The following is a 23,536-nucleotide window of genomic DNA, read 5'->3' as shown; positions in this document are numbered from 1 at the left end:
CCCCCCTTCTTACAGCGCGGTTTCGCCGGTTTCGCCGGTACGGATGCGCACAGCCTGGCCGACATCGAGGACGAAGATCTTGCCGTCGCCGATCGCGCCGGAATTGGCGGCGGCCTGCGTCGCTTCCACTACACGCGGTGCGAGATCGTCATCGCACACGACCTCGATCTTGATTTTCGGAACCATGTTCGTGGAATATTCGGCGCCCCGGTAGATTTCAGTTTGCCCCTTCTGGCGGCCGAAGCCCTTCACCTCGCTCACCGTCATACCGGCGATGCCGAGCGAGGAGAGTGCCTCGCGGACATCGTCAAGCTTGAACGGCTTGATGATAGCCATGACAAGTTTCATGTCGCCCCCTGTTAATGGTGTGCGGCGACATTCCAGCAAGAGCCGTGCCAATTTGTCAAAACCGCTTTAATGCGGGCTTCGGCCCAGGGGCAAAGGCGCGGCGCGCCAAAAAAATGGGCAGCGGCGGGATGCTGCCTAAAAAACGGGCAGGGCGGAGACTACCAGCCGCTGCCCTTGCGGACCACGTCCTGTTCCTCAGGCAAAGTCTCCCGCCCCAGGGCAGCGTTGCGGTGGGGGAAGCGGCCGAACCGCTCTATGACCGCATGATGCTGCCTGGCGAAATCGAGCGACTTTTCATCCCCTGCTCCTTCGAACAAGGTGAGCGAAAGCGCTTGGTCCTCCGCATCCTCACTATGTTGGAAGGGCATGTAGAAAAAGAGGCGGCCAGCCCCGCCAATCTGGATGTCATAGCCGTGGGCGATGGCCCCGCGCGCGATATCTCGGGCCAGCGGATCGGTGGCATAAGCCTTGGCCGTCCCGCGAAACATATTGCGAGGGAGCTGGTCGAACAGGATCACCGCCGCCAGCGCATCGTCCGCCCGTTCCAGAAACTCCTCGGACGCAAGCGCCTGCTTTTCCTCCCACAGGGAGCCGAAGCGAGCGGCGCAGCGGCGGTCAAGCGCGGGGTCGTGCCGCCACCATCCCTGCTCACCGACCTGGTTGAACCAGAAATCGAGCAGCGATGCCGCCCAATCGGCGGTCACAGCATCATGGCTGTCGGTAAGCATGTTCATGCAGGAAGAAAGACGGGTGAGGCCGCCTGGTTCCTCCATCCATGGCGCTGCCGCCTCAGGTCGCCGTTCCGCCGACCGTCAGCCCTTCGATCAGCAGGGTCGGCTGACCCACCCCGGCAGGAACGCTCTGCCCGCCCTTGCCGCACATGCCAACGCCGTGATCGAGCGCCCAGTCATTGCCGATGCCCACCACCTTGGTCAGCGCGGTCGGCCCGTCGCCGATCAGCGTCGCGCCCTTGATGGGATCGCCCAGCCTGCCATTCTCGACCTTATAGGCTTCGGTGCAGGAAAAGACGAACTTGCCCGACACGATGTCAACCTGTCCCCCGCCGAAGCTCTTGGCGAAGATGCCGGACTTCATCCGCGACAGCAGCTCTGCCGGATCATCCTGCCCGCCCTTGATGAAGGTGTTGGTCATGCGGGGCATGGGAGCGTGGGCATAGCTTTCGCGGCGGCCGTTGCCGGTCGGCTCCACGCCCATCAGACGAGCATTCAGACGGTCCTGCATATAGCCTTTGAGGATGCCGTCCTCGATCAGCACATTTTCCCTGGTCGGCGTGCCTTCGTCATCGATCGACAGCGAACCGCGCCGGTCCATGATCGATCCGTCATCGACCACCGTCACGCCGGGCGCGGCGACGCGTTGGCCGACTCGCCCGGAAAAGGCGCTGGTGCCCTTGCGGTTGAAATCGCCCTCCAGCCCGTGGCCGATCGCTTCATGCACCATGACGCCGGGCCAGCCGGGACCGAGCAACACCGTCATCTCGCCCGCTGGCGCGGCGACCGAGCCAAGATTGACCCGCGCTTGCGCCAGCGCTTCGTCGATCGCCTTGTTCCAGACGGCGGGGTCCATCACCTGATCATAGAGGTAGCGCCCGCCAATGCCGAACACGCCGGTTTCTCTGCGGCCATTTTCCTCCAGGATGACGGACACGTTGAGGCGCACGAGCGGGCGGATGTCGGTCGCGGTGAAGCCGTCCGCGCGCACAATCTCCACCACCGACCAGCTGCCCGACAGGCTGACCGACACCTGCGCGACGCGCGGGTCGCGGGCGCGGGCGGCGGCGTCGATAGCGGCGCATAGCGTCACCTTTTCGGCGAAGGGCACGATCTCCAGCGGATTGACGTCCGTGTAGAGATGGCGATTCGTCCGCTGCGGCGGCGGGGCGGGCCGGCCCTTGGCCGGGTCGAGCAGGGTCAGTGTTTCGGCGGCACGGCGGATCGCCGCCTCGCTGATGTCGTTGGCATGGGCAAAGCCGGTCATCTCGCCAGACACGCCGCGCAGGCCAAAGCCGGCATCGGTGGAATAGTCGGCGGTCTTCAACCGGCCATCATCGAAGCCGAAGCTCTCGCTGGCGCTATATTGCAGATAGAGTTCGCCGTCGTCGCACTGGCGCAGCGCATCGGCCGTCAGGCGCCGCGCGCCGTCCGGGTCAAGCAGCCCCGGACGATAGAGGAGGCCGCGCGCATCGGTGAATTGGGAAGCAATTTCGGTCATGCCGCCCGATATAGGCGCGGCAAGGCGCAAGCCCAATCAAAATCGCGGGCGCTGCCCGGTCAGAGGCTGGCGCCGGATGAAATATCGGGCAGTCCCGCGACTTCCGGCGTGTCGGCCGGGCCGCCGATCAGGACGAAACGGCGATCGCAATAGCCGCAATCGACATAGCCATGCTCGTCGATTTCCAGGAAAATGCGCGGGTGGCCAAGGGCGGCGGGGATGTCACCCGATCCGTCGCAGGAAACGCGCGGCTTGGTGACTCGAATGATTTCAGGCGGCTGGATCATGGATCAGCCGATTAGCAGCCGCGCGGCGGCCTCGCAATATGCCGCCTGACAGGTCACATCGGCATCATCATCGGCGGACCGGGGCAGGGCAAGGCAGGTTCGGCCGCGACCGCCTTTGCAGGAGGAGTCCAGCCGCTGCAATCGGATTTGGCGGAGAAGGACAGAGGTGAAAGGAGCAGCAGGACCGTCACGATCGCGCTGCCGAAAAGGACAGTCAGGGACATGATAGGCTTTGCCTCCCGATATTCGACGGACCTTGGCACCGGCATGGCGCGGTCCTCCCCCAAAACGCGCACCTGTTGCGCGCCGCGCCGCCCATCATAGCGCGGCGGGGACGATGGCGGGAGGGGCTATTGTGGGATCGGTCGAAAGTGGATCAGGGAAGGATGGTGGGCGATGACGGGCTCGAACCGCCGACATTCTCGGTGTAAACGAGACGCTCTACCAACTGAGCTAATCGCCCGGAGCCTCTGCCTGTCAGCGGGCCGGAGCGCGTCTATCTAGGGCAATCGGCGCGCCGGTCAAGCCTTGTTCCATCGCTCCCCTTTATGCGCACAGGAAGCGGCGGCTGGCCGCGAACCAGCGGCTGAGCGCTTCGAAACTGCTGTCGGAAAGGGCGATGAAGACGCGGCGGCCGTCATGCGGGTCTGCCTGCCGGTGGACGATGCCTTTTTCCGTAAGGGTGCGTATCCATCGCAGCGCCGTCGTCGGCGGAACGGACGATGCGATGCACAGGCTGGACACGGACACGCGCTCCTGCTCCAGCCGCGCCGCCAGCAGGTCGAGCAGCATGTCCCAGGCGGGATCGGCGAACAGGTCGCCGGGCAGGAACTCCTCCCGCAGACGCCGGGCGCGCAGCAGGTCGCGCACTTGCGTGGCGGTGAGCGCCGGTTCGTCCGCCGGTTCCTGATGACCGCCCATCGGCGGCAGCGCGGGCATGCCGATATAGTCGCTATCCCGGTCAGAGATGCGGGGGCCAAGGGCGAAGGAGGGAATGGCGTGGCGCGGCCGGGCGGTCAGCGCCTCCAGCGTGCGGGCGAGGCGGCTGACCTCTTCGCTCAACTGCTGGAGCCGCACGCCTTCGCTTTCCTGATTGATTTCATGCACGGCGCGCTGGGGCGCGTTCCTGCCAGCGGTCAGGAGCGCGGCGGCCAAGTCGGCATGGTCGGGCGCGCAGAGCAATTGAGTGCAGCCGCTGCGCATGCAGGCATAGGCAAGGTCAAGGCTGTCCATGCCGCTGACGAGGATGACGGACAGATCGTTCTGCACCGCCAGCGTTTCCACCTGAACCAGCAGCCGTTCCAGCGTGGCCGATGGTTGTGGGCAGAACAACAGGATCACATCGCAGCCCACCTGCATGTCGAGCCGGGCGCAGGCCTGATCGATGGGAACGATGTCCAGCAGGCGGAAATTCGCCGCGGCCGCCAGACCCGTCACATCTTCCAGAAACATGTCGTTCGCCAGGATCAGCAGGCCGGGCCGCTGATCCTTCATGCCGTAGACATCCTCTGCCGCAATGTCGAAGCCGATCCGGGATCGATCCATTTCCATCATAAAATTCCCCTGTTTTTCGTGACCTTACCGGAATGGGATGATTTGACCGCTGCTCTCTTCTCCGTTTCGGACCTGCGGGGAAGGCTTTCCGCCCCTTCTCTCCACCGGGCCGCCCTGCTTTTCCACCTTCGTTGAAGTTAACGCCAAAGTGGCGGCGCTTTCTGCCGAAACGGTGCGATGGCCGAAGCGGTCCCTTTATCTCCAAAATGGAGATGTTTTCTTCGACCGGAGCGGTTCAGATCGCGGTTCGGCGCGCGAAATCCACGTAAATGTCACGCAGCCGGGCCGCGATCGGGCCGGGCTTTCCGTCGCCGATCATCTGCCCGTCGATGCGGACGACCGATTGGCACAGCGTTGAGGCGCTGGTGATGAAGGCTTCCTGCGCGGCTTGCGCCTCGGCGACGGTGAAGCTGCGATGGATGACCGCGATACCTGCTTCCTCGGCCAGCGCGGTCAACGCCGCGCCGGTGCAGCCAGCCAGCACCGCCTGGGAATAGGGGCGCGTGACGATGGCTCCATCCTGAACGATATAGGCGGTGGACGACGCGCCTTCCGTCACCTGCCCGTCCTCGACCATCCAGGCTTCCTGCGCGCCCGCATCGGCCGCGATCCGTTTCGCCATGGCCTGAGCCAGCAGGCCCACGCTCTTGATGTCGCGGCGCGCCCAGCGGAGGTCCGGCGTGGTGACGACGGCGATGCCGGTCTTCACCGATGGCGCGTTCAGGAAGCGCTTGGGCTGAACGAACATCACCAGGGTAGGCTGGAGATCGAGGGAGGGCAGGAAGTCGCGGCCTTCATCGGCCCCGCGCGTCAGTTGCAGGTAGATCAGCCCTTCTTCAAGGCCGTTGCGCGCCACCAGCTCCTTCTGCACGGCTTCGATCGCGTCCGGGATGAGGGGGACGGGAAGGCCAATCGCACTGGCGGATCGCCCCAGCCGGTCAAGATGCGACCTGCTGTCGATCAGCTTGCCCTCGATCACCGCCGTGACTTCATAAATGCCGTCGGCGAACAGGAAACCCCGGTCGAGAACGGAGATGCGGGCATCGGCGAGCGGCAGGAACTGGCCGTTGAGATAGGCGATGGACATGAATGAGCGGCTTTCCGGTGAATGCGCGACAGGCTTGCCCGCGGATGTCGCCGCGCGCACGCGCCGGGTCAAGCCGGACGCCACGGAAAACGTCAGGCGAGCGCCTTCACCCGCGCGCCGATCTCCCGCAATTCCTTGACGAAGCGCTTTCGTTCCTCGGCCTTGCGGGCTTCATCGGGCACGCGCAACAGGAAGCTGGGATGGACGGTGACCCAGCCTTCGGCACCGCCTGACAGGGCTATGGGCGCGCCGCGCGTGCGGCTGATCGTCACCGCCTTGCCCAGCAGCGCGCGGGCGGCGGTCGCCCCCAGCGCGACGATGATGCGCGGTTGCAGCAGGTCCAGCTCCTGATCGAGCCACCAGCGGCACGCCTGGATCTCCGGGGTTTCGGGCGTCTGGTGGATGCGGCGCTTGCCCCGGCGCTCATGCTTGAAATGCTTGACGGCATTGGTGACGTAGAGGCGGGCGCGGTCGACCTCCGCTTCATCCAGCGCGCGGTCGAGCAACTGGCCTGCCGGACCTACGAAGGGACGGCCTGCCAGATCCTCCTGATCGCCCGGCTGCTCGCCGATCAGCATCAATGGCGCATCCAGCGGCCCTTCGCCAAAGACGGTCTGCGTGGCGTCGCGATAGAGCGGGCAGCGGGTGCAGGCCATCGCCTCATCGCGCAGGGCTGACCATGCGGCGGCGGCATTGCTGGTACGGGCGGGCGGTTTCGGTGGCGTTGCGATCATGGCTGCTTCCCTTGCCTGGGCTCCAGCCACCAGATCGGGGATCAGGGCGGCTTCGGGCAGGTTGCGCCAATATTTGCGCGGCATTTCCGACAGCATGGCGCGTTGCTTGAGCCGGGCCGGATTGAAGATGGAGGCGTAATAGCGTTTCCACACATCCTCTATGGGGTCGCCCTGCGGCGCGTCGGCGCGGGTCGCGCCGGGGCTTTCGCTCAGGGTTTCACCATCCCAATGGATGCTGAGTTCAGGCGTCAGGATCGACCAGCGCATGGAGGCGAATCGGCGGACGAAGAAACCGGCATTGGCGCGGACGATATGATGGTCCGGCTCGAACCAAGCGACGAAGCGTGGCGCGCCTTCATCCTCCACTTCGCGGAAACGGACGAAGGCGCGCATCTTGTGCATGTCCCGCCGGACGGCCTTGGCCAGCATCTCCACCCGGCGCAAAAGCGGATCGGCGCGATCCTCCATCAGTGCGGGCATGTCGCGCACCCGCACCAGCAGGGCGTAGAGCAGCGCGAACCGCTCAGGATCGCGATGCAGGATCGCGCTTTCCGCCAGTTCCAGGAAGGCGCGGGGCACGGAAAAAGCGCCGCCCTGTTCAGGCGGCGCCGGGGCGTCGAACGCAAGGAGGGAGGCTTCGCCGCCATCCACCTGCCAGTCTATCTCCGCCGCCGGGACGCCGCCTGCGGCAAAGCGCCGTGCCGCTTCGCGCCACCCGTCGAAATCGTCCGGGCCGGTCAGCGCTGCGCGATACATGGCGGTTTATTCCGCAGATTCCGCCCGCTTGATCTCGGCGGGTTTGCGCCGGGCGAAGACCTCCGCCAGCTTGGCTTCCTCTTCCGCCGTCAGTTCCTTGGCGGCGTCGGGGAACATCTCGTCCTCCTCTTCCTCGATATGGTGGAGATAGCGCTTCTTCAGCTTGTCGAAGGTTTCCCGCCAGGCGTCGCCGTTGAACTCCAGCCCGTCCAGTTCTTCGAGATAATCGTCAATCTCCTTATGTTCCGACACGCTGTGCTGCGCATCTTCGCGCAGATCGGGTCGGGCGAGCATCGTTGCGTAAAGCGTCTCTTCCTCGGCCGCAGCATGGGCCGTCACTTCGACCTTGAACTGAGCGAACAGCTTTTGCAGCCGGTCATGCTCATCCTTTGCATCAGCCATCTTGTCGAACAGCTGGCGGTGGGCGTCGTGATCTTCTTTCAGGCGGTCGAAAATAGTGGCGTTCGCCATGGCGTGCTCCTCCTTCATACAAAGGGCACAACGAAGCGGCGGCGTCTTTGTGTCCGCAGTCAGCCGAACAGGAAACGGAAGATGATGGCGATGGGTATCCAGAGCAGCCCGCTGGCGATGCTGACGAGCCAGAGTTGCGCCACGTCGCGGCGGAAGCGGATGTTCAGGCTACTGCGCGAAAGAGCGCTGAAATCCAGCACTTCCCAGCGCCGTTCAAGGCCGCGCGCGAATATGGCGAAGGCTCCGATCGCGACTATGATGCCCAGGTGCAGGACGAGCGAACCGCCCATCTTCGCGACGATGAAGATCTGCATGAGGCAGAAGATCACGAGCGCCGCCGCCAGATGCGTGCTCATGCGCTTGGCATATCCGGCTCCTTGTGCCGCATGACCTTCAAACAGCGTCGCCACCGCTACTGCTTCTCCCCTGCTTCACGACCAGAAAACCATGGATTGCGGCCCCGATCAACGGGAGAAATCGCTGTCAGGCAAAAAGCTCCAATTGCGAGGGCGCAGGGCCAAGGCTGCGCTTTAGGTCGATTCGGTCGGTGAGGTGAACCGGCCGCCAATCGCTGGCGATCAGGAAGGGGCGCAGCTTGGCGATGGAGGTGGTGAGGCGGGCGACATCGTCCAGCCGCAGCCGCCGCAGCCGCCGGCTTGCGAGGATGCGGTCGACCGCCTTCACGCCCAGCCCCGGCACGCGCAGCAGAGCCTCGCGCGGGGCGCGGTTCACGTCCACCGGGAACATGCCGCGATGCCGCAGGGCCCAGGCGAGCTTCGGGTCGATATCGAGCGGAAGGCAGCCGCTGTCAGGATCGGTCGCCGCCTCCAGATCGTCTGCCGAAAAGCCGTAAAAGCGCATCATCCAGTCGGACTGGTATAGCCGGTGCTCGCGCAGCAGCGGCGGCCTTTTGAGCGGAAGCACGCTGCTGGGGGAGGGAATGGGCGAGAAGGCGCTGTAATAGACGCGGCGTAAGGCGTGGCGGTCGTAAAGCGACCTTGCCCTGCGGATGATCGCCCGGTCGTCCGCGCCGTCAGCGCCTACGATCATCTGGGTCGATTGCCCGGCAGGCGCGAAGCGGGGCGCGTTGCGATATTTGCGCCGCGCGTCGCCCATATCCTCCATCGCGCTGCGCATCCCCGCCATCGCACCTTCGATGCGGCTGGCGTTCTTTTCGGGCGCTAGCCGCTGCAAGCCCTGTGCGGTCGGCAGTTCGACGTTGATCGACAGGCGATCGGCGTAGAGCCCTGCCTGATGCGACAGGTCCGGGTCGGCATCGGGAATGGTCTTGAGGTGGATATAGCCGCGAAAATCATGCTCCTCCCGCAACGTGCGGGCGACTTGCACCAGCTGCTCCATCGTATAGTCGGACGACCGGATGATGCCCGACGACAGGAACAGCCCCTCAATATAGTTGCGGCGGTAGAAATTCAGCGTCAGGTCCACGACCTCCTGCACGGTGAAGCGCGCGCGCCGCACGTCGCTGGACCGGCGATTGATGCAATAATGGCAGTCGAAGATGCAGCTGTTCGTAAGCAGGATCTTTAATAGCGAAATGCAGCGCCCGTCCGGCGCATAGGCATGGCAGATGCCCATGCCCTCGGTCGATCCAAGCCCGCCTTTCCGGCCGCTGGCGCTATCGCGCTTCTTCGTACCCGAAGACGCGCAGGACGCATCATATTTTGCAGCATCCGCAAGGATTTCGAGCTTCTGGGGGACGGACAGAGCGGCCATGAGTTCCTGATATGTTCTTGTCTGACCGCTGTCCATGATCCAGGTTACGTTTTACCAGCCTCTCGCCACTATTTTGCGTGCCCCAGGTGCGTTGCTCCGGGAGAAGTGGCTATTGCAGGCATCAAGTTGGCCCTTCCGGCGGCGCATCATCGCGGCAAACGCCAAGGCTTTGGGGTTGAAATGCCGCGACTCTGCTGATAGGGCGCGCCCCACAACGGCGTAGGGCGACCTGCGGCGACTCACGGCTTTTATATTCGGTAGGCCCGTCGGGAAGGGTTTGTGTCCTGGCGAACCGCCCGCTTTCGACTGGAGTTTGACTGGCTTATGCAAATCATCGTTCGCGACAATAATGTCGACCAGGCCCTGCGCGCGCTCAAGAAGAAGTTGCAGCGCGAGGGCGTGTATCGCGAGATGAAGCTGCGCCGTCACTATGAAAAGCCGTCGGAAAAGCGCGCCCGTGAAAAGGCTGCCGCGGTCCGTCGCGCCCGCAAGCTGGAACGCAAGCGCGCCGAGCGCGACGGCGTTCGTTAAGAGCCGGTCCGGGCGGAGTGCCCGGATTGCTCCTTCCTGCTGATTTCCCGCACCAACTGCGAGGCGTTCGCTCATGTCCACGACGGCTGTTCCCCTTCGCCCCATCGCCAAGGGGTCTTTGACGCGGCTCTGGATCGGTGTCGCCGCCGTGGCGCTTGCGGCCGCTGGCCTTGCATGGGCGGGGCAGCGCGGGCTTGAGCCTTCGCCCGCCAGCTATCTGGCGAAGAATGCGCATGAGGACGGCGTCGTCACCACCGGATCCGGGCTCCAGTTCAAGGTGCTGGAAGAAGGCAGCGGGCCGAGCCCGACGGCGGCGGACGTGGCGCTGGTCGGCTATAAGGGCACGTTGCTCGACGGCACGGTGTTCGATGAGAATCCGCAGACCGCCATGCCGGTGGACGGCGTCGTTCCGGGCTTTTCCGAAGGCCTGCAAAAGATGAAGAAGGGCGGCAAGTACCGCCTGTGGATTCCGCCGCAGCTTGGCTATGGCGAACAGGCGGCAGGGTCCATTCCTGCCAATTCCGTGCTGGTGTTCGATGTCGAGCTGCACGATTTCAAGTCGAAGGCGGAAATCATGCAGATGCAGCAGATGATGCAGCAGGGAGCCACTCCGCCGCCGCTGCCGGGCCGCTGATCCTCGCAGACATCGAAGAAGATGAAGGGCCCTTCTCCGGGCCCTTTTTCATTGGGGAAGCGGCGTGGCGGGGCTGGCGCTTTCCTCATCCAGCGACTTCGAGCGCTCCTCCAGATAGACCTTGATCATGGCGATGATGGGATCGGCCAGGAACAGGCCCAATATGCCGAACAGTGCGCCGAACAATATCTGCGCTGCCAGCACCAGCGCGGGCGCAAGGTCGGTCGCCCGCTTCGCTACCATGGGTACGATCAGATAGCCGTCGATCAACTGCACGATCAGGTAGACGAACAGCGCATAGAGCCCGGCATCGGTCCCTGCGGAAAAGCCGACCAGGATGATGAGCACGCCCGAAATGATCGCGCCGATATTGGGCAGGAAGGCGAACAGGCCGGTCAATATGCCGAGCAGCCCCGCCATGGGAACGCCGCCCGCCCACAGCAGCAGCCAGGTGCCTACGCCTTCCACCGCCATGCCGACCAGCCTGCCAAACATCAGGCGGCGCAGCGTCCAGCCCATCTTGTCTGCGACCTTGTAGAAGCTCGCGCGCTTGTTCATCGGCAGCATCCAGGCGACGCCGCGTTCGTAGAGCTTGGGTTCGATCGCGATGAAGATCGCCAGCACCAGCATCATGACCGCGCTGGTCAGTGCGCCGAAGACGGTGCCGACCGCCGCCGTGACGCGGCCGAGTGAGCTCAGCGCCTGACTGGCGAGGCCCTTGAGGTCATTGGGCGTGGTGGAAATGCCAAGTTGTTGCAGCCATGCGCCCACGCGGCTGACCTGCGCCTCCACGATCAGCCGCATCGCCTGCGCCTGCGCCGCCAGGCTCGCGCCGGTCAGGTAGAAGGTGTAGACGATGAAGGCGACGGCAGCGAGCAGCACGATCGTCAGCCGCCATCCCCGGTGAATCGGCAGGACCCGGCCCAGCAACCGCGTGCCGCCGTCCATCATCGTCGCCAGCACCAGCGCGCCCAGTATGAGCATGATCGGCTGAGCCAGCAGGGCAAGCAATGCGACCGCCACCGCCATGGCGATCCAGGTGCCCGCACGGGTGATTTCATGCTGGACGAGCGGACTGCGCAGCTCGCTGGGGCCGGGCGCTTCGAGATGAACCTTCTGCTTGCCGCTCAAGCACGCCCCCTATCGTGACATCATTTCGCGGCGGAAACGCTCCGGGGCCGCAGGCTGTTCCCGGCGCGGCCGCTGCGGAACGCGTGAAGCCAGGTCGCGGGGTTCCAGCTGGAATCGCCGTCAAGCGAGAAGGTGATGAATTCGGCGCGCCCGCCGATCGCTTCCCAGGGCACGGGACCGCCAAGCCCATTTTCCTCCAGCGGCGCGCGGCTGTCGGCGCTGTTGTCGCGATTGTCGCCCATCAGGAAAAGATGGTGCGGTGGCACCCGGATCGGGCCATACCAGTCGAGCGAGCTTGGCCCCATGTCGATCGTCACATAGGTGCGGCCGTTGGGCAGCGTTTCCTGCCGCACTGGCAACTGGCAATAGGTCTTGCCGTCGCGGCCCTCCACCCGCGCGCCGGGAAATTGCAGCGGCGGACAGGGCGCATTGCCATCCACGGGGATGCGGATAGGTTTCAGCACCCTCTGCGGCACGGGAACGCCGTTCAGGATGACTTGCCCGCCGCGCACCTCCAATATGTCGCCGGGCAGGCCGATCACGCGCTTGATATAGTCCTCACGCCGGTTCTGCGGCGAAACGATGACGATATCGCCGCGTTCGGGCAGGCGCCCGAAAATACGTCCCTTGATGAAGGGCAGGGGGTGAAAGCTGGGCGAGACATAGGACCAGCCATAGGGAAATTTGCTGACCACCAGCCGGTCGCCCTTCAACAGCACCGGCATCATCGATTCGCTGGGGATGTAGAAGGGCTTGGCGACGAAGCTGTGGAAGGCGAGCACCGCCAGGATGAGCAGGGCGATGCTCTTGACCTCATGCCACCAGTCGACGCCATGCGGTTCCGCCTTGGCAGGCCCCGTGGCTTGATCTTCGGTGGAAAGGGGCGTGCTCTCGCTAGTGTCGGCTGCCGTCATGGGTGGCTTCTCGGGTGATGGGGCCGCCATTATCGCGGCACGGCTTCGATGATGACGAAGGCCTGCGCCCAGGGATGGTCGTCTGTCAATGTCAGGTGGATGAGCGGCGCATGACCGGCGGGAATCATGGCGTTGAGCCGGATGAGCGCGCCGCCGGTCAGTTCCAGCGTCGGCGCACCGCCCGGCCGGTTGACGACGCCGATATCCTTCATGAACACGCCCTGGTTGAAGCCCGTCCCTACCGCCTTGGAAAAGGCTTCCTTGGCGGCGAACCGTTTGGCGAAGGTCCCTGCCCTGGTAAAGGGCCGCCGTGCCGCCTTGGCTCGCTCAATCTCCGTGAACACGCGGCGTTCGAACCGTTCGCCATAGCGGTCGAGCGAATTCTGGATTCGCTCGATATTGCACAGATCGGAGCCGAGGCCGATGATCAACGGGCGAGATCCATCTGACGGCGCATTTCAACGATGCTTGCTTCCAGACCGCCGAAGATCGCTTCGCCGATCAGGAAATGGCCGATGTTGAGTTCGGCGATCTGCGGAATCGCCGCGATCGGGCCGACATTGTCGAAGGTGAGGCCGTGGCCTGCATGCGGCTCGATCCCGTTCTTGGCGGCAAGGGCGGCTGCGTCGCTGATGCGGCGAAGCTCCTCCGCGCGGGCTGCGCCGGTGAGATGGGCGTAGCGGCCAGTATGGAACTCAACGACGGGCGCGCCCAGCCGGATCGCGGCGTCGACCTGCGCCGCGTCAGGCTCGATGAACAGGCTGACGCGGATACCGGCCTCGCCCAATGCCCCGATGATCGGCTCCAGCGCCACCATCTGCCCGGCGGCATCCAGCCCGCCCTCGGTCGTGCGCTCTTCCCGCTTTTCCGGGACGATACAGGCGGCGTGCGGCCGGTGCCTGATCGCGATGCGCAGCATTTCCTCCGTCGCCGCCATCTCCAGGTTCAACGGCACGGACAGGGCGGACATCAGCGCGACGATATCCTCATCGCGGATATGCCTGCGGTCCTCCCGCAGATGTGCGGTGATGCCGTCCGCCCCGGCCGAAGCGGCCAGCAGTGCAGCCTTGACCGGATCGGGATGCGCGCCGCCCCTGGCGTTGCGGATCGTGGCCACATGGTCGATGTTGACGCCAAGACGCAGGGGAAGAGCGGATTGCGGCATGGACTATTGCTTCCGGCTTCCGGGCTTGACGGCAGGAATGGCCGCGAGTTCGGGGGGCACTTCATGTTCGTCATATACGGGAAAATTGATGCTGACGAGCGGGTAGAAGGGAACGCCAAGATCGACTTCGCCCGCCGAGCGGTCGACCAGCGCCGCTTCCGCGATGACGATGCCGCCTGCCTCCGCGACGGCGTCGATCGCCTGACGCGACGACAGGCCGGTGGTGACGACATCCTCCACCATCAGCACTTTCTGCCCCGGCGCGATGCTGAACCCCCGGCGCAGTTCGAACGTGCCTTCGGGACGTTCAAGGAAAACGGCGTCCCTGTCGAGCGCACGGCCCGCTTCATGACCGATGATGATGCCGCCCATGGCTGGGGAGGCGACGAGGTCGATCTCGTTCCGCAATTCGCGGGGCAATTGCTGCACCATCGCCCGGGCAAGCCTGCCTGCCCGCTCGGCATTCATCAAAACGCGCGCGCATTGCAGATAGTTGGCGCTGCGGCGTCCAGAGGACAAGATGAAATGCCCCTCCAGCAGCGCTCCGGCTGCCCTGAACTCCGCTAAAACTTCTTCGTCGGTCATCTAAATCTTCGATCCATTCGCGCGCGCCGCCCCTGATTACAGGCGATCGGCACGCCTCTATTCATTCATAGGACGCGCCCATGATCGCGCCCCTGCGCGCGACCAGCGAGATAAGCGGACGGCGGAGGCGTTGCAACAGCGAAGAAAATCTGCTCCTGCCCGCTTGAGGCCGGAAAAAACCATGCCTATAAGCCGCCCCAGACCGACCGGGCGGGGGAGACGTGTATGCGCGCGCCTTCGTTGCAGCGGCGCCAAGGGGTTACGGGGTAAGAAGACGCTTATGAAAAAGGTGAAATCGCTCGTTCTCGCCGGGTTGCTGGCCTTTGCGCCGGCCTTGGCGCTGAACAGTCAGGCGTTCGCGCAGGATAATGCAGCCGTCGCTGCCGCGCCTGCGGACAATGCCGCTGCTCCGGCCGAATCGAGCGTGAACGCGGCTGCTCCGGCCGCCGAAGCCGCGCCTGCCGCTAAGGTCGCCGCGCCGCCCCGCATGAAACCGACCCCCGGCATCGGCATGCCGAGCCCCGGCGAGATTTCGCTCCAGGAACAGTTCAGCCCGACCGGTCACACCGGCCGCTGGCTGCACGACAAGATGCTGCTGCCCATCATCACTGTCATCTCGATCTTCGTTCTGGTCCTGATGCTCTATGTGATGGTGCGTTTCCGCCGCAGCGCCAATCCGGCTCCGTCCAAGACGTCGCACAATACGTTGATCGAAGTGATATGGACGGTCGTCCCGGTGGTGATCCTGCTGGTGATCGCCGTGCCGTCAATCGGACTGCTGGCGGACCAGTACAAGCCTGCGCCCAAGGATGCGCTGACTGTCAAGGTCACGGGGTATCAGTGGTATTGGGGTTATGAATATCCCGACAACGAGATCCCGGAATTCGTTTCCAACATGCTCCCCAAGGACAAGGCCGAAGCGAATGGCGAGCCTTATCTGCTTGCGCCGGACAATCGCATGGTCCTGCCCGCCGGGCGTCCGATCAAGCTGATCATCACCGGCGCGGACGTGATCCATTCCTTCGCGGTGCCTTCGCTCTGGGTGAAGATGGACGCCCCCCCCCCCCCCCCCCCGCCGCCGCTCCCGCAGAAAAGCTTTGATGTAAGGGCATAGACGCCATGACAACCATTACCGCAGATCATCACGGCGATCATGCTCATGATCATCATGACGCCGATCACAAGCCAGCCTTCTTCCAGCGCTGGTTCATGTCCACCAACCACAAGGACATCGGCACCCTCTACCTGATCTTCGCGATCATCGCCGGTATCATCGGCGGCGCGATATCGGGCCTGATGCGCGCCGAACTCGCGCAGCCGGGCATCCAGTATCTCCAGACCTGGGCGCAGTATAGCGACGGTCCGTCGGCGACGCTGGACCAGGCCTATCATCTGTGGAACGTGCTGATCACCGCCCACGGCCTCATCATGGTCTTCTTCATGGTGATGCCCGCGATGATCGGCGGCTTTGGCAACTGGTTCGTGCCGATCATGATCGGCGCGCCCGACATGGCCTTCCCGCGCATGAACAATATCAGCTTCTGGCTGCTGATCCCGGCCTTCGCGCTGCTGCTCGGCTCGACCTTCGTTCCGGGCGGCACGGGCAATGGCGCTGGCACCGGCTGGACGGTCTATGCGCCGCTTTCGACCAGCGGTTCCGCGGGGCCGGCGGTCGACATGGCGATCCTGTCGCTGCACATCGCAGGCGCCAGTTCGATCCTGGGCGCGATCAACTTCATCACCACCATCCTCAACATGCGCGCGCCGGGCATGACCCTGCACAAGATGCCGCTGTTCGTCTGGTCGGTGCTGGTCACCGCCTTCCTGCTGCTGCTGGCGCTTCCGGTTCTGGCCGCGGCGATCACCATGCTGCTGACCGACCGTAATTTCGGCACCACCTTCTATGATGCCGCTGGTGGCGGCGATCCAGAGCTTTACCAGCATCTCTTCTGGTTCTTCGGCCATCCCGAAGTGTACATCATGATCCTGCCGGGCTTCGGCATCATCAGCCAGATCGTGTCGACGTTCAGCCGCAAGCCCGTGTTCGGCTATCTCGGCATGGCCTATGCCATGGTCGCGATCGGCGTCGTCGGTTTCGTGGTGTGGGCGCACCATATGTTCACCACCGGCATGTCGGTGAACGTGAAGATGTACTTCACCGCCGCGACCATGGTCATTGCGGTGCCGACCGGCATCAAGATCTTCTCGTGGATCGCCACCATCTGGGGCGGTTCGATCAGCTTCAAGACCCCGATGGTCTGGGCGCTGGGCTTCATCTTCCTGTTCACCGTGGGCGGCGTCACCGGCGTCGTGCTTGCCAATGGCGGCGTCGACGACGTGCTGCACGACACTTATTATGTCGTGGCGCACTTCCACTATGTGCTCTCGCTGGGTGCGGTGTTCGGTCTGTTCGCGGGCTTCTACTATTGGTTCCCCAAGATGTCGGGCCGGATGTACAACGAGTTCCTCGGCCAGCTGCACTTCTGGGTGTTCTTCATCGGCGTGAACCTGCTGTTCTTCCCGATGCACTTTCTGGGCCTGTCGGGCATGCCGCGCCGCTATCCCGACTACCCGGAAGCCTTCGCCTACTGGAACAAGGTGGCGAGCCATGGTTATGAGATCATGGCCGCAGGCATGCTGATCTTCTTCGTCAACCTGATCTGGTCGCTCGCGGCCGGCCGGAAGGCGGAAGGCAATCCCTGGGGTGAAGGTGCGACGACGCTGGAATGGACGCTGTCCAGCCCGCCGCCGTTCCACCAGTTCGAAACGCTGCCGGTCATCGACTGACCGGCGGGATCAGGACTCTCCTTGCGGGGAGAGCGTGGGCGGCGCTATGATGGCCCGCCCGGCAAGAGCAGTCCCGGCGCATCATGTCGCGCCGGGCTGCTGCATGAGGAGCATATGGCTAGTTCGCCGTACATGGGCAGGAGCACGGCTCCCGCAATTCCCGCTCACTGGCGGGACTTTGTCGCGTTGACGAAGCCGCGCGTGATGACGCTGGTGGTCTTCACCGGCCTGTGCGGCCTGCTTGCGGCACCGGGGCATCTGCATCCCGTGCTTGCCTTCACCGCGATCCTCTGCATCGCCCTGGGCGCTGGCGCGGCGGCCGCGCTCAACCAATGGTATGAAGCCGACATCGACGCGAAGATGAAGCGCACCGCCAGCAGGCCTCTGCCCGCTGGACGTATGGACCGCCAGTCCGCGCTTCATTTCGGCGTGGGCCTGTCCTTCTTCTCCGTGCTGCTGATGGGCATGGCCACCAACTGGCTCGCCGCAGCGGTGCTGGCGGTGTCGATCCTGTTCTATGTCTTCGTCTACACCATCTGGCTGAAGCCTCGCACGACGCAGAATATCGTCATCGGCGGTGCAGCGGGCGCATTTCCGCCGGTTATCGGCTGGGCTGCGGTGACGGGCGATATCACGGCCCTGCCGGTCGCCCTGTTCATGCTGATCTTCTTCTGGACGCCGCCGCATTTCTGGGCGCTCGCGCTGTTCGTGAAGACGGATTATGCCGCCGCCAACATCCCGATGCTCCCCGTCGTTGCGGGCGAGGTCGCGACCCGGCGGCAGATCTGGTTCTATACGGCGATAATGGCGGTGGCGGCGATGGCGCCGGTTCTGCTGAAACTTACCGGCTTGATCTACGGTGTGACGGCGCTTCTGGGCACGGGTCTGTTCGCGATCTTCGCCTTTCAGGTGCTGCGCCGCCGGGAGACCGATCCCAGCCGGATGCAGCCGGAAAAGCGGCTGTTCAAATATTCGATCTTTTATCTTTTCCTCCTGTTCGGGGCGGTCGTTGCTGACCGCTGGCTGCTGGCATGACGCCTGAGGAGGACGAGCAGGTGCGCAGCCGCCAGAAGTCGCGGGCCATCGTGATGGGCCTGCTCTTGGGCGCGCTGGTCATTTTATTTTACGCGATCACCATAGCGAAGATGGATGGGGGACAATGATGGCCAGCCTGCCGCCGTCGCCCTTCGATCGGGAACGCCGCAACCGGCGCACGCTGGTTACGATGGCCGGGGTCGGCCTTGCGATGCTGGGCCTGGGTTTCGCATCGGTGCCGCTCTATCGCATCTTCTGTGAACGGACCGGCTTTGGCGGCACGACGCAGCGGGCATCGAGCGATGTCAATGTCCGCGCGGCGGTCGGCCACAGCATGTCGATTCGATTCGATTCCAATGTGCAGCCGGGCATGCCGTGGAAATTCTACCCCGAACATCCCACCGACACGGTGACGGTCGGTGCGCGCGACATGGCGATCTTCATTGCGAAGAATATGTCGGACAAGCCGGTGACAGGCACGGCGAGCTTCAACGTCACCCCCACGCAGGCTGGCGCTTATTTCACGAAGATTCAGTGTTTCTGCTTCACTCAGCAGACGTTGCAGCCTGGTGAAGAGGTAAGGATGCCCGTCCTTTATTATGTCGATCCCAAGATTTTGGCCGATCCGGACAATCGGGACACGCAGGAAATTACGCTGAGCTACACCTTCTATCCTGTTGAGCAGGACAAGAAGCCAAGCTAAGGCAAGCACAATAACGCGAACCGCGAACAGGGAAGAGCACGTCATGGCAGGCGCCAAGAACCACGATTATCACATTCTCCCGCCCAGCATCTGGCCATTTTTTGGTTCCATGTCGGCGCTGGTGATGGCCCTTGGCGCGATCATGTGGATGCATCCCGACGCGATGCCCGCCGGTGGCGGCTGGGTGTTCCTGATCGGTGTCGCAGGCGTATTGTTCACTATGTACAGCTGGTGGGCGAATGTGATTTCCGAAGCGCATGCCGGCGATCATACCCCTGTCGTGCAGCTGCATCTGCGCTACGGCATGATCCTGTTCATCGCGTCGGAAGTGATGTTCTTCGTCGGCTGGTTCTGGTCCTTCTTCGACTTCGCGCTTTTCCCCAGCCAGCTTCCGCCGATCGAGGGCATGTTCCCGTCCAAGGGCGTGGAAGTCATGAACGCGTTCGAGCTGCCGCTGCTCAATACCCTGATCCTGCTCTGCTCGGGCACGACGGTGACCTGGGCGCATCATTCGCTGATCCACGGCGACCGCGAAGGGTTGAAGACCGGCCTGTGGCTGACCGTGATTCTGGGTCTGCTCTTTTCCTCGATCCAGGCCTATGAATATGCCCATGCGCCTTTCCCGTTCGGCGGCAGCCCCTACAGCTCGGCATTCTACATGGCGACCGGCTTCCACGGTTTCCACGTTCTGGTCGGCACCATCTTCCTGATCGTCAACCTGATACGCGTCTATAAGGGGCACTTCACTCCGCGCCAGCATTTCGGTTTCGAAGCTGCCGCCTGGTATTGGCACTTTGTCGACGTGGTCTGGCTGTTCCTGTTCGTCGCCATCTATGTCTGGGGCGGCTGGGGCGCGCCGGTGCACGGCGGCTGAGTCCAAAGGAAATATTAAGAGAGGACGGCCGGTCACCCCGGCCGTTTTCTTTTGATGTGGGTGAGGCTATGCCTGCGCCATGTCATCGTCCGGCCCGCACACGCCTTCCTCCCCTCCGCTGATCATCGCGGCATCCCGCGGCTGCTGCCCCCGATGCGATGAGGCCACGCTGTTCGCCGGACCCGTGCGCTTTTCATCCCATTGCCGCGCTTGCGGGCTGGATTATGGCCAGTTCAACGTGGGTGACGGCCCCGCCGCATTCCTGACCCTGATTGTCGGAGCGGTCATGGTCGCGATGGCGCTGACCGTCGAACTCAAATTCCATCCGCCGCTCTGGGTTCACCTGCTGCTGTGGACCCCGCTGACGGTTGCAGCGGTGGTGGGCAGCCTTCGCATAGCCAAGGGCGCGCTCCTCATCCTGGAATATCGCAACAAGGCGCGGGAAGGGCGGATCATGGAGGACAGGCGTTCATGAGCAGGATGCGGCTTCCCCTGATCCCCAGCCTGATAGTTGCCGCGGCCATCGCCGTGATGATCGGCCTTGGCATATGGCAGTTGCAGCGGCGCGGCGAAAAGGATGCGATGCTCGCGCTCGCAGCTTCGAATCCGGTCAGGCCGTCGATCAGCTATCCTGCCATTGCGCCGGTCCCGCCGGATCTGTTGTTCCGCCGCTCTTCGGTGCAATGCCTTCGCGTCACAGGCTGGCGGACCGAGGCGGGACGCGCGGCTGACGGTTCCACCGGCTACCGCTATATCGCTGAATGTGCGACCGGGGCGGAGGGCCCGGGCGCTCTGATCGCCCTTGGCGTCGCGCAGAAGCCGGATCTGAAACCGGCATGGAAGGGCGGCCATGTGCGCGGCTGGATCTCCGAGGAACCCGATCACCGCTCGCTGCTGTCGCGCATCGGGGGCAAGGCGCTGCCGCTGCGGCCGATGCTGATCGCCGGGCAGGCCCCTTCGGGTTTCAAGCCCGTGGCGCCGCCCAGCCCGCAAGATGTGCCGAACAATCATCTGGCCTATGCGGTGCAGTGGTTCTTCTTTGCCGCCGTCGCCGCCATCATCTACCTTCTGGCCGTGCGCAGGCGCGTTCCACCTGCCGGTCCGTTGTAAACGCTTGCTCCATGGCCGCCGCACCGCTACCGCGCTTTCCCATCATGCAATATGTGAGCACCAGGGGAAGCGCGCCCGCGCTGGGTTTTGAGGATGTGACGCTGGCGGGGCTGGCGTCCGACGGAGGACTCTATGTCCCCGAAAGCTGGCCCAGCTTTTCCCCCGGCCAGATTCGCGCGCTCGCCGGGCTGTCCTATGTCGAAACTGCCGTGCGTGTCATGGCGCCATACGTCGCCGGATCGCTGAGCGAAGAGGAACTGCGGGAACTGTGCACCGCGGCCTATGGGCGCTTCAGTCATCAGGCAGTGACGCCGCTGGTCCAGCTCGACCATCGCAATTGGCTGCTCGAACTGTTCCATGGGCCCACGCTGGCGTTCAAGGATGTCGCGCTGCAATTGCTGGGGCAACTGTTCGAACGCTTCCTGTCGCGACGGGACGATCACCTGACGATCGTGGGGGCAACGTCTGGCGACACGGGCTCCGCCGCGATCGATGCGGTGGCGGGGCGTGAGAAGATCGATATCTTCATGCTCCATCCCGAAGGCCGGGTGTCGGACGTGCAGCGGCGGCAGATGACGACGGTGCGCGCGCCCAATGTGCACAATATCGCAATCGAAGGCAGTTTCGACGATGCGCAGGCGCTCGTGAAGGCGATGTTCAACGACGCCGTCTTTTCAAAGCGCTTCAACCTGTCGGCCGTGAACAGCATCAACTGGGCGCGGCTGATGGCGCAGGTGGTCTATTATTTCTACGCCGCCGTCCGGCTGGGCGCGCCGGAACGGCCGGTGGCCTTTTCGGTGCCGACCGGCAATTTCGGTGATGTCTTCGCGGGCTATGTGGCCGCGCGCATGGGCCTGCCCGTCGCCAAGCTGATGGTGGCGACCAACGTCAACGACATATTGCATCGCGCGCTGGCGGAGGGCGATTATAGTCAGGGACAGGTGGTGCAGACGGCCACCCCCAGCATGGATATTCAGATCAGTTCCAATTTCGAGCGGCTGCTGTTCGATGCGGGCGATCGTGACGGCGCGGCGCTGGCGGCCCAGATGAAGGGATTCGAAACCAGCCGGTCGATGCGGCTGACCAATGCGCAGCGCGCGGGGGCAGGGCAGCTTTTCACGTCAGCGCGGGTCGATGGCGATGCCATGAACATGGCCATCCGCTGGGCATTCGACGGCGCGGGCCAGATCATCGATCCGCATACAGCGGTCGGCCTTGCCGCCGCGCGCACGCTGGAACTGGACCCCAGCATCCCGGTGGTCACGCTGGCGACGGCGCATCCCGCCAAGTTCCGCGACGCGGTGGAGCGCGCCACGGGCATGCGCCCGCCGCTGCCGCCGCGCATGGGCGACCTTTTCGCGCGCGAGGAGGCCTATGCCAAGCTGCCTGGCACCTTTGACGCCGTGACCGCCTATGTCGCGGAGCGCGCCACGCCGCGGGCATGACGCTTCAAACGCTCATCGGCGAACCGTGGCCGGACTATGGACTGATCGATTCGGGGCATGGCCGCAAGCTGGAGCGATACGGCCGCTATCGCTTCATCCGGCCGGAGCCGCAGGCGATGTGGGCCCCTGCGCAGTCCGATTGGAGGGCTGACGGCGAATTCGTTCCCGGTTCCGATGAGGATGGCGGCGGCCGCTGGGTCCACCCCAGGCCGGTGCCGCCGCAAGGCTGGCCCCTGCGCTGGAATGAGGTGAGCTTTCAGGCGAGTTGCACACCCTTCCGCCATCTTGGCTTCTTCCCCGACATGGCGCCGGTCTGGAGCTGGATGCGGGAGCAGGTCGCGGACAAGGCCGATGCGCAGGTGATGAACCTGTTCGGCTATACGGGCGTAGGCACGCTGGCGATGGCAGCGGCGGGCGCGCAGATGGTGCATGTCGACGCGTCCAAGAAATCGGTGGCCCAAGCGCGCGCCAATGCTGCGCTATCTGGGCTGGAAGACAGGCCGGTTCGCTGGATCGTCGACGATGCCGCCAAGTTCGTCAGCCGCGAGGTGCGGCGGGGCCGGCGTTATGACGGCATTCTGCTCGATCCTCCCAAATATGGCCGGGGGCCGGATGGCGAGATTTGGCGGCTGGAGGAGGATCTGCCGGGGCTGATCGCCCATTGCCGCCAGCTTCTGGATGCCGACAGCCGTTTCCTGTTCCTGACGGTCTATGCGGTGCGCATGTCCGCGCTGGCGATTGGCGAGCTGGTGCGGCAGGCGTTCGCCGGTCTTCCCGGCTCCGTCGAGGCTGGGGAGCTTGCGGTCCGTGAGGAGGCGCGCGGCCTGCTGCTGCCGACCGCCATCTGGGCGCGCTGGTCGCGTTAAGCGTCCGCGGATGATGCAGCGGCGTCGCGGCGGGCGGAACCGCTGCGCGCCAGTTCGCGCTTCAACTGCTCCGGGCGGGGCGCGACGAGGAAGCCGAAGCTGACACAGCCCAGCCTGGTGCCGACCGCATGATGCAGCCGGTGCGCCTGCACGATCCGCTTCATGTAGCGAGAGCGCGCGACGTAGCGGTGCGCGACCCGGCGATGGACGATGATGTCGTGAAAGCCGAGATAGATCATCCCATAGGCCGCGATCCCCGCACCGCACGCCGTCGCCCAGTCACCCCAGCCCCATTGCACGCCACCCAGCAGCAACAGGATAGAGGGGATAGCGAAGATCACGAAATAGAGGTCATTCGCTTCCCATAGGCCGGTGCGCGGCCGGTGATGGCTTGCATGCAGGAACCAGCCGGGGCCGTGCATCACCCAGCGATGCATCACATAAGCAAAGCCTTCCATTGCGGCGACGGTGGCAAGAAAGATCAGGAGCAGCAGAAGGGGTGGCATAGGCCCTATATAGAGCGGCCGACGGCATCAGGCGACCCGGAAAGAAG

At 64.1% G+C, this 23,536-nt stretch carries 28 protein-coding genes, 1 tRNA gene and 1 pseudogene; 12 read left to right on the top strand and 18 right to left on the bottom strand.

The window, feature by feature from the left end:
- Positions 1–9: 9 nt before the first annotated feature.
- The 12 genes from ET21_RS0115385 to ET21_RS0115330 form a co-directional block, all read right to left on the bottom strand.
- Positions 10–348 carry a P-II family nitrogen regulator gene (locus tag ET21_RS0115385; RefSeq protein ID WP_004209785.1) on the bottom strand — a complete coding sequence of 113 codons (339 nt, stop codon included), beginning with the start codon at positions 346–348 and terminating at the stop codon, positions 10–12.
- Between the two features lie 158 nt (positions 349–506).
- Complete coding sequence (locus tag ET21_RS0115380) at positions 507–1,082, bottom strand: DUF924 family protein (RefSeq protein WP_030540377.1); 576 nt, start codon at positions 1,080–1,082, stop codon at positions 507–509.
- A 55-nt stretch (positions 1,083–1,137) separates the two neighbouring features.
- On the bottom strand, positions 1,138–2,580 hold the full coding sequence (tldD, locus tag ET21_RS0115375) for a metalloprotease TldD (protein ID WP_030540376.1): 1,443 nt from the start codon (positions 2,578–2,580) through the stop codon (positions 1,138–1,140).
- 59 nt (positions 2,581–2,639) lie between these two features.
- Complete coding sequence (locus ET21_RS0115370; RefSeq protein WP_021239109.1) at positions 2,640–2,867, bottom strand: zinc-finger domain-containing protein; 228 nt, start codon at positions 2,865–2,867, stop codon at positions 2,640–2,642.
- A 53-nt stretch (positions 2,868–2,920) separates the two neighbouring features.
- A complete protein-coding gene (locus tag ET21_RS28210) occupies positions 2,921–3,091 on the bottom strand; it encodes a hypothetical protein (protein ID WP_193378981.1) in 171 nt (56 codons plus the stop codon).
- Between the two features lie 163 nt (positions 3,092–3,254).
- Positions 3,255–3,330: transfer RNA gene (locus ET21_RS0115360), tRNA-Val, on the bottom strand.
- A gap of 83 nt (positions 3,331–3,413) precedes the next feature.
- Entirely contained in the window at positions 3,414–4,412 is a 999-nt protein-coding gene (locus ET21_RS0115355) for a winged helix DNA-binding protein (protein WP_081796445.1), read from the bottom strand.
- A gap of 244 nt (positions 4,413–4,656) precedes the next feature.
- On the bottom strand, positions 4,657–5,508 hold the full coding sequence (locus ET21_RS0115350) for a D-amino-acid transaminase (RefSeq protein WP_030540374.1): 852 nt from the start codon (positions 5,506–5,508) through the stop codon (positions 4,657–4,659).
- A 92-nt stretch (positions 5,509–5,600) separates the two neighbouring features.
- On the bottom strand, positions 5,601–6,998 hold the full coding sequence (locus tag ET21_RS0115345) for a UdgX family uracil-DNA binding protein (protein ID WP_030540373.1): 1,398 nt from the start codon (positions 6,996–6,998) through the stop codon (positions 5,601–5,603).
- Between the two features lie 6 nt (positions 6,999–7,004).
- Positions 7,005–7,469 carry a hemerythrin domain-containing protein gene (locus tag ET21_RS0115340; RefSeq protein ID WP_030540372.1) on the bottom strand — a complete coding sequence of 155 codons (465 nt, stop codon included), beginning with the start codon at positions 7,467–7,469 and terminating at the stop codon, positions 7,005–7,007.
- A gap of 59 nt (positions 7,470–7,528) precedes the next feature.
- Positions 7,529–7,825: a hypothetical protein gene (locus ET21_RS0115335; protein WP_193378980.1), complete on the bottom strand. Its 297-nt coding sequence runs from the start codon at positions 7,823–7,825 to the stop codon at positions 7,529–7,531.
- A gap of 127 nt (positions 7,826–7,952) precedes the next feature.
- Positions 7,953–9,203 (bottom strand): putative DNA modification/repair radical SAM protein, encoded by a 1,251-nt coding sequence (locus tag ET21_RS0115330; RefSeq protein WP_030540371.1) that lies wholly within the window; start codon positions 9,201–9,203, stop codon positions 7,953–7,955.
- 324 nt (positions 9,204–9,527) lie between these two features.
- Between ET21_RS0115330 and rpsU the strand changes: the two genes are divergently transcribed.
- Positions 9,528–9,734: a 30S ribosomal protein S21 gene (rpsU, locus tag ET21_RS0115325; protein ID WP_004208618.1), complete on the top strand. Its 207-nt coding sequence runs from the start codon at positions 9,528–9,530 to the stop codon at positions 9,732–9,734.
- Between the two features lie 73 nt (positions 9,735–9,807).
- Positions 9,808–10,368 (top strand): FKBP-type peptidyl-prolyl cis-trans isomerase, encoded by a 561-nt coding sequence (locus ET21_RS0115320; RefSeq protein WP_030540370.1) that lies wholly within the window; start codon positions 9,808–9,810, stop codon positions 10,366–10,368.
- A 48-nt stretch (positions 10,369–10,416) separates the two neighbouring features.
- Here the strand turns inward: ET21_RS0115320 and ET21_RS0115315 are convergent, their stop codons facing one another.
- From ET21_RS0115315 to pyrE, 5 genes are read right to left on the bottom strand one after another with little or no spacing between them, the layout of a single operon-like run.
- Positions 10,417–11,499: an AI-2E family transporter gene (locus tag ET21_RS0115315; RefSeq protein WP_021239118.1), complete on the bottom strand. Its 1,083-nt coding sequence runs from the start codon at positions 11,497–11,499 to the stop codon at positions 10,417–10,419.
- 20 nt (positions 11,500–11,519) lie between these two features.
- On the bottom strand, positions 11,520–12,413 hold the full coding sequence (gene lepB, locus ET21_RS0115310; RefSeq protein ID WP_030540369.1) for a signal peptidase I: 894 nt from the start codon (positions 12,411–12,413) through the stop codon (positions 11,520–11,522).
- A gap of 29 nt (positions 12,414–12,442) precedes the next feature.
- The gene (gene acpS / locus ET21_RS0115305; protein WP_030540368.1) at positions 12,443–12,844 is read right to left on the bottom strand and encodes a holo-ACP synthase; all 402 of its coding nucleotides are present in this window, start codon (positions 12,842–12,844) and stop codon (positions 12,443–12,445) included.
- On the bottom strand, positions 12,841–13,578 hold the full coding sequence (locus ET21_RS0115300; RefSeq protein WP_030540367.1) for a pyridoxine 5'-phosphate synthase: 738 nt from the start codon (positions 13,576–13,578) through the stop codon (positions 12,841–12,843). Before ET21_RS0115300 ends, acpS begins: the two co-directional genes overlap by 4 nt.
- Positions 13,579–13,581: 3 nt before the next feature.
- Complete coding sequence (gene pyrE, locus ET21_RS0115295) at positions 13,582–14,163, bottom strand: orotate phosphoribosyltransferase (protein ID WP_030540366.1); 582 nt, start codon at positions 14,161–14,163, stop codon at positions 13,582–13,584.
- A 280-nt stretch (positions 14,164–14,443) separates the two neighbouring features.
- Here pyrE and ET21_RS0115290 point away from each other — a divergent pair.
- The 10 genes and pseudogenes from ET21_RS0115290 to ET21_RS0115245 form a co-directional block, all read left to right on the top strand.
- Positions 14,444–15,220 (top strand): annotated as a pseudogene (locus ET21_RS0115290) (cytochrome c oxidase subunit II); the annotation flags it as partial.
- Between the two features lie 62 nt (positions 15,221–15,282).
- Positions 15,283–16,950, top strand: coding sequence for a cytochrome c oxidase subunit I (gene ctaD / locus ET21_RS0115285; protein WP_021239124.1), 1,668 nt, complete (start codon positions 15,283–15,285; stop codon positions 16,948–16,950).
- Between the two features lie 114 nt (positions 16,951–17,064).
- Positions 17,065–17,985, top strand: a complete 921-nt coding sequence (locus ET21_RS0115280; RefSeq protein WP_030540364.1) for a heme o synthase — start codon at positions 17,065–17,067, stop codon at positions 17,983–17,985.
- The gene (locus ET21_RS28785) at positions 17,982–18,113 is read left to right on the top strand and encodes a hypothetical protein (RefSeq protein WP_021239126.1); all 132 of its coding nucleotides are present in this window, start codon (positions 17,982–17,984) and stop codon (positions 18,111–18,113) included. Before ET21_RS0115280 ends, ET21_RS28785 begins: the two co-directional genes overlap by 4 nt.
- Positions 18,113–18,688, top strand: coding sequence for a cytochrome c oxidase assembly protein (locus ET21_RS0115270; protein WP_030540363.1), 576 nt, complete (start codon positions 18,113–18,115; stop codon positions 18,686–18,688). The genes ET21_RS28785 and ET21_RS0115270 overlap by 1 nt, the downstream gene beginning before the upstream one ends.
- 43 nt (positions 18,689–18,731) lie before the next feature.
- A complete protein-coding gene (locus ET21_RS0115265; protein ID WP_030540362.1) occupies positions 18,732–19,562 on the top strand; it encodes a cytochrome c oxidase subunit 3 in 831 nt (276 codons plus the stop codon).
- Between the two features lie 79 nt (positions 19,563–19,641).
- Positions 19,642–20,037 carry a DUF983 domain-containing protein gene (locus ET21_RS0115260; RefSeq protein ID WP_030540361.1) on the top strand — a complete coding sequence of 132 codons (396 nt, stop codon included), beginning with the start codon at positions 19,642–19,644 and terminating at the stop codon, positions 20,035–20,037.
- On the top strand, positions 20,034–20,672 hold the full coding sequence (locus tag ET21_RS0115255) for an SURF1 family protein (protein ID WP_030540360.1): 639 nt from the start codon (positions 20,034–20,036) through the stop codon (positions 20,670–20,672). The genes ET21_RS0115260 and ET21_RS0115255 overlap by 4 nt, the downstream gene beginning before the upstream one ends.
- A 44-nt stretch (positions 20,673–20,716) precedes the next feature.
- The gene (thrC, locus tag ET21_RS0115250; RefSeq protein ID WP_030540359.1) at positions 20,717–22,117 is read left to right on the top strand and encodes a threonine synthase; all 1,401 of its coding nucleotides are present in this window, start codon (positions 20,717–20,719) and stop codon (positions 22,115–22,117) included.
- Complete coding sequence (locus tag ET21_RS0115245; protein WP_030540358.1) at positions 22,114–22,983, top strand: class I SAM-dependent methyltransferase; 870 nt, start codon at positions 22,114–22,116, stop codon at positions 22,981–22,983. Before thrC ends, ET21_RS0115245 begins: the two co-directional genes overlap by 4 nt.
- Here ET21_RS0115245 and ET21_RS0115240 read toward each other — a convergent pair.
- Positions 22,980–23,489 (bottom strand): sterol desaturase family protein, encoded by a 510-nt coding sequence (locus ET21_RS0115240; protein WP_030540357.1) that lies wholly within the window; start codon positions 23,487–23,489, stop codon positions 22,980–22,982. The genes ET21_RS0115245 and ET21_RS0115240 overlap by 4 nt on opposite strands.
- Positions 23,490–23,536 lie beyond the last annotated feature (47 nt).

Origin of the sequence: Sphingobium sp. DC-2 (assembly GCF_000722555.1) — a bacterium.
Taxonomy (GTDB): domain Bacteria; phylum Pseudomonadota; class Alphaproteobacteria; order Sphingomonadales; family Sphingomonadaceae; genus Sphingobium; species Sphingobium quisquiliarum.
Note: the sequence above shows the minus strand (reverse complement) of the source record. Positions and strands in the feature narration are given on the sequence as shown.

Bases quoted from the DNA above. Each gene is read 5' to 3' on its own strand.
- ET21_RS28210 (WP_193378981.1), bottom strand. From the start codon at position 3,091: ATGTCCCTGACTGTCCTTTTCGGCAGCGCGATCGTGACGGTCCTGCTG.
- ctaD (WP_021239124.1), top strand. From the start codon at position 15,283: ATGACAACCATTACCGCAGATCATCACGGCGATCATGCTCATGATCAT.
- ET21_RS0115330 (WP_030540371.1), bottom strand. From the start codon at position 9,203: ATGGCCGCTCTGTCCGTCCCCCAGAAGCTCGAAATCCTTGCGGATGCT.
- ET21_RS0115350 (WP_030540374.1), bottom strand. From the start codon at position 5,508: ATGTCCATCGCCTATCTCAACGGCCAGTTCCTGCCGCTCGCCGATGCC.
- pyrE (WP_030540366.1), bottom strand. From the start codon at position 14,163: ATGACCGACGAAGAAGTTTTAGCGGAGTTCAGGGCAGCCGGAGCGCTG.
- ET21_RS0115370 (WP_021239109.1), bottom strand. From the start codon at position 2,867: ATGATCCAGCCGCCTGAAATCATTCGAGTCACCAAGCCGCGCGTTTCC.
- ET21_RS0115280 (WP_030540364.1), top strand. From the start codon at position 17,065: ATGGCTAGTTCGCCGTACATGGGCAGGAGCACGGCTCCCGCAATTCCC.
- ET21_RS0115245 (WP_030540358.1), top strand. From the start codon at position 22,114: ATGACGCTTCAAACGCTCATCGGCGAACCGTGGCCGGACTATGGACTG.
- ET21_RS0115385 (WP_004209785.1), bottom strand. From the start codon at position 348: ATGAAACTTGTCATGGCTATCATCAAGCCGTTCAAGCTTGACGATGTC.
- ET21_RS0115260 (WP_030540361.1), top strand. From the start codon at position 19,642: ATGTCATCGTCCGGCCCGCACACGCCTTCCTCCCCTCCGCTGATCATC.
- ET21_RS0115340 (WP_030540372.1), bottom strand. From the start codon at position 7,469: ATGGCGAACGCCACTATTTTCGACCGCCTGAAAGAAGATCACGACGCC.
- ET21_RS0115335 (WP_193378980.1), bottom strand. From the start codon at position 7,825: ATGAGCACGCATCTGGCGGCGGCGCTCGTGATCTTCTGCCTCATGCAG.
- ET21_RS0115345 (WP_030540373.1), bottom strand. From the start codon at position 6,998: ATGTATCGCGCAGCGCTGACCGGCCCGGACGATTTCGACGGGTGGCGC.
- ET21_RS0115270 (WP_030540363.1), top strand. From the start codon at position 18,113: ATGGCCAGCCTGCCGCCGTCGCCCTTCGATCGGGAACGCCGCAACCGG.
- ET21_RS0115240 (WP_030540357.1), bottom strand. From the start codon at position 23,489: ATGCCACCCCTTCTGCTGCTCCTGATCTTTCTTGCCACCGTCGCCGCA.
- ET21_RS28785 (WP_021239126.1), top strand. From the start codon at position 17,982: ATGACGCCTGAGGAGGACGAGCAGGTGCGCAGCCGCCAGAAGTCGCGG.
- ET21_RS0115255 (WP_030540360.1), top strand. From the start codon at position 20,034: ATGAGCAGGATGCGGCTTCCCCTGATCCCCAGCCTGATAGTTGCCGCG.
- ET21_RS0115355 (WP_081796445.1), bottom strand. From the start codon at position 4,412: ATGGATCGATCCCGGATCGGCTTCGACATTGCGGCAGAGGATGTCTAC.
- thrC (WP_030540359.1), top strand. From the start codon at position 20,717: ATGCAATATGTGAGCACCAGGGGAAGCGCGCCCGCGCTGGGTTTTGAG.
- ET21_RS0115300 (WP_030540367.1), bottom strand. From the start codon at position 13,578: ATGCCGCAATCCGCTCTTCCCCTGCGTCTTGGCGTCAACATCGACCAT.
- ET21_RS0115380 (WP_030540377.1), bottom strand. From the start codon at position 1,082: ATGAACATGCTTACCGACAGCCATGATGCTGTGACCGCCGATTGGGCG.
- lepB (WP_030540369.1), bottom strand. From the start codon at position 12,413: ATGACGGCAGCCGACACTAGCGAGAGCACGCCCCTTTCCACCGAAGAT.
- ET21_RS0115265 (WP_030540362.1), top strand. From the start codon at position 18,732: ATGGCAGGCGCCAAGAACCACGATTATCACATTCTCCCGCCCAGCATC.
- tldD (WP_030540376.1), bottom strand. From the start codon at position 2,580: ATGACCGAAATTGCTTCCCAATTCACCGATGCGCGCGGCCTCCTCTAT.
- rpsU (WP_004208618.1), top strand. From the start codon at position 9,528: ATGCAAATCATCGTTCGCGACAATAATGTCGACCAGGCCCTGCGCGCG.
- ET21_RS0115320 (WP_030540370.1), top strand. From the start codon at position 9,808: ATGTCCACGACGGCTGTTCCCCTTCGCCCCATCGCCAAGGGGTCTTTG.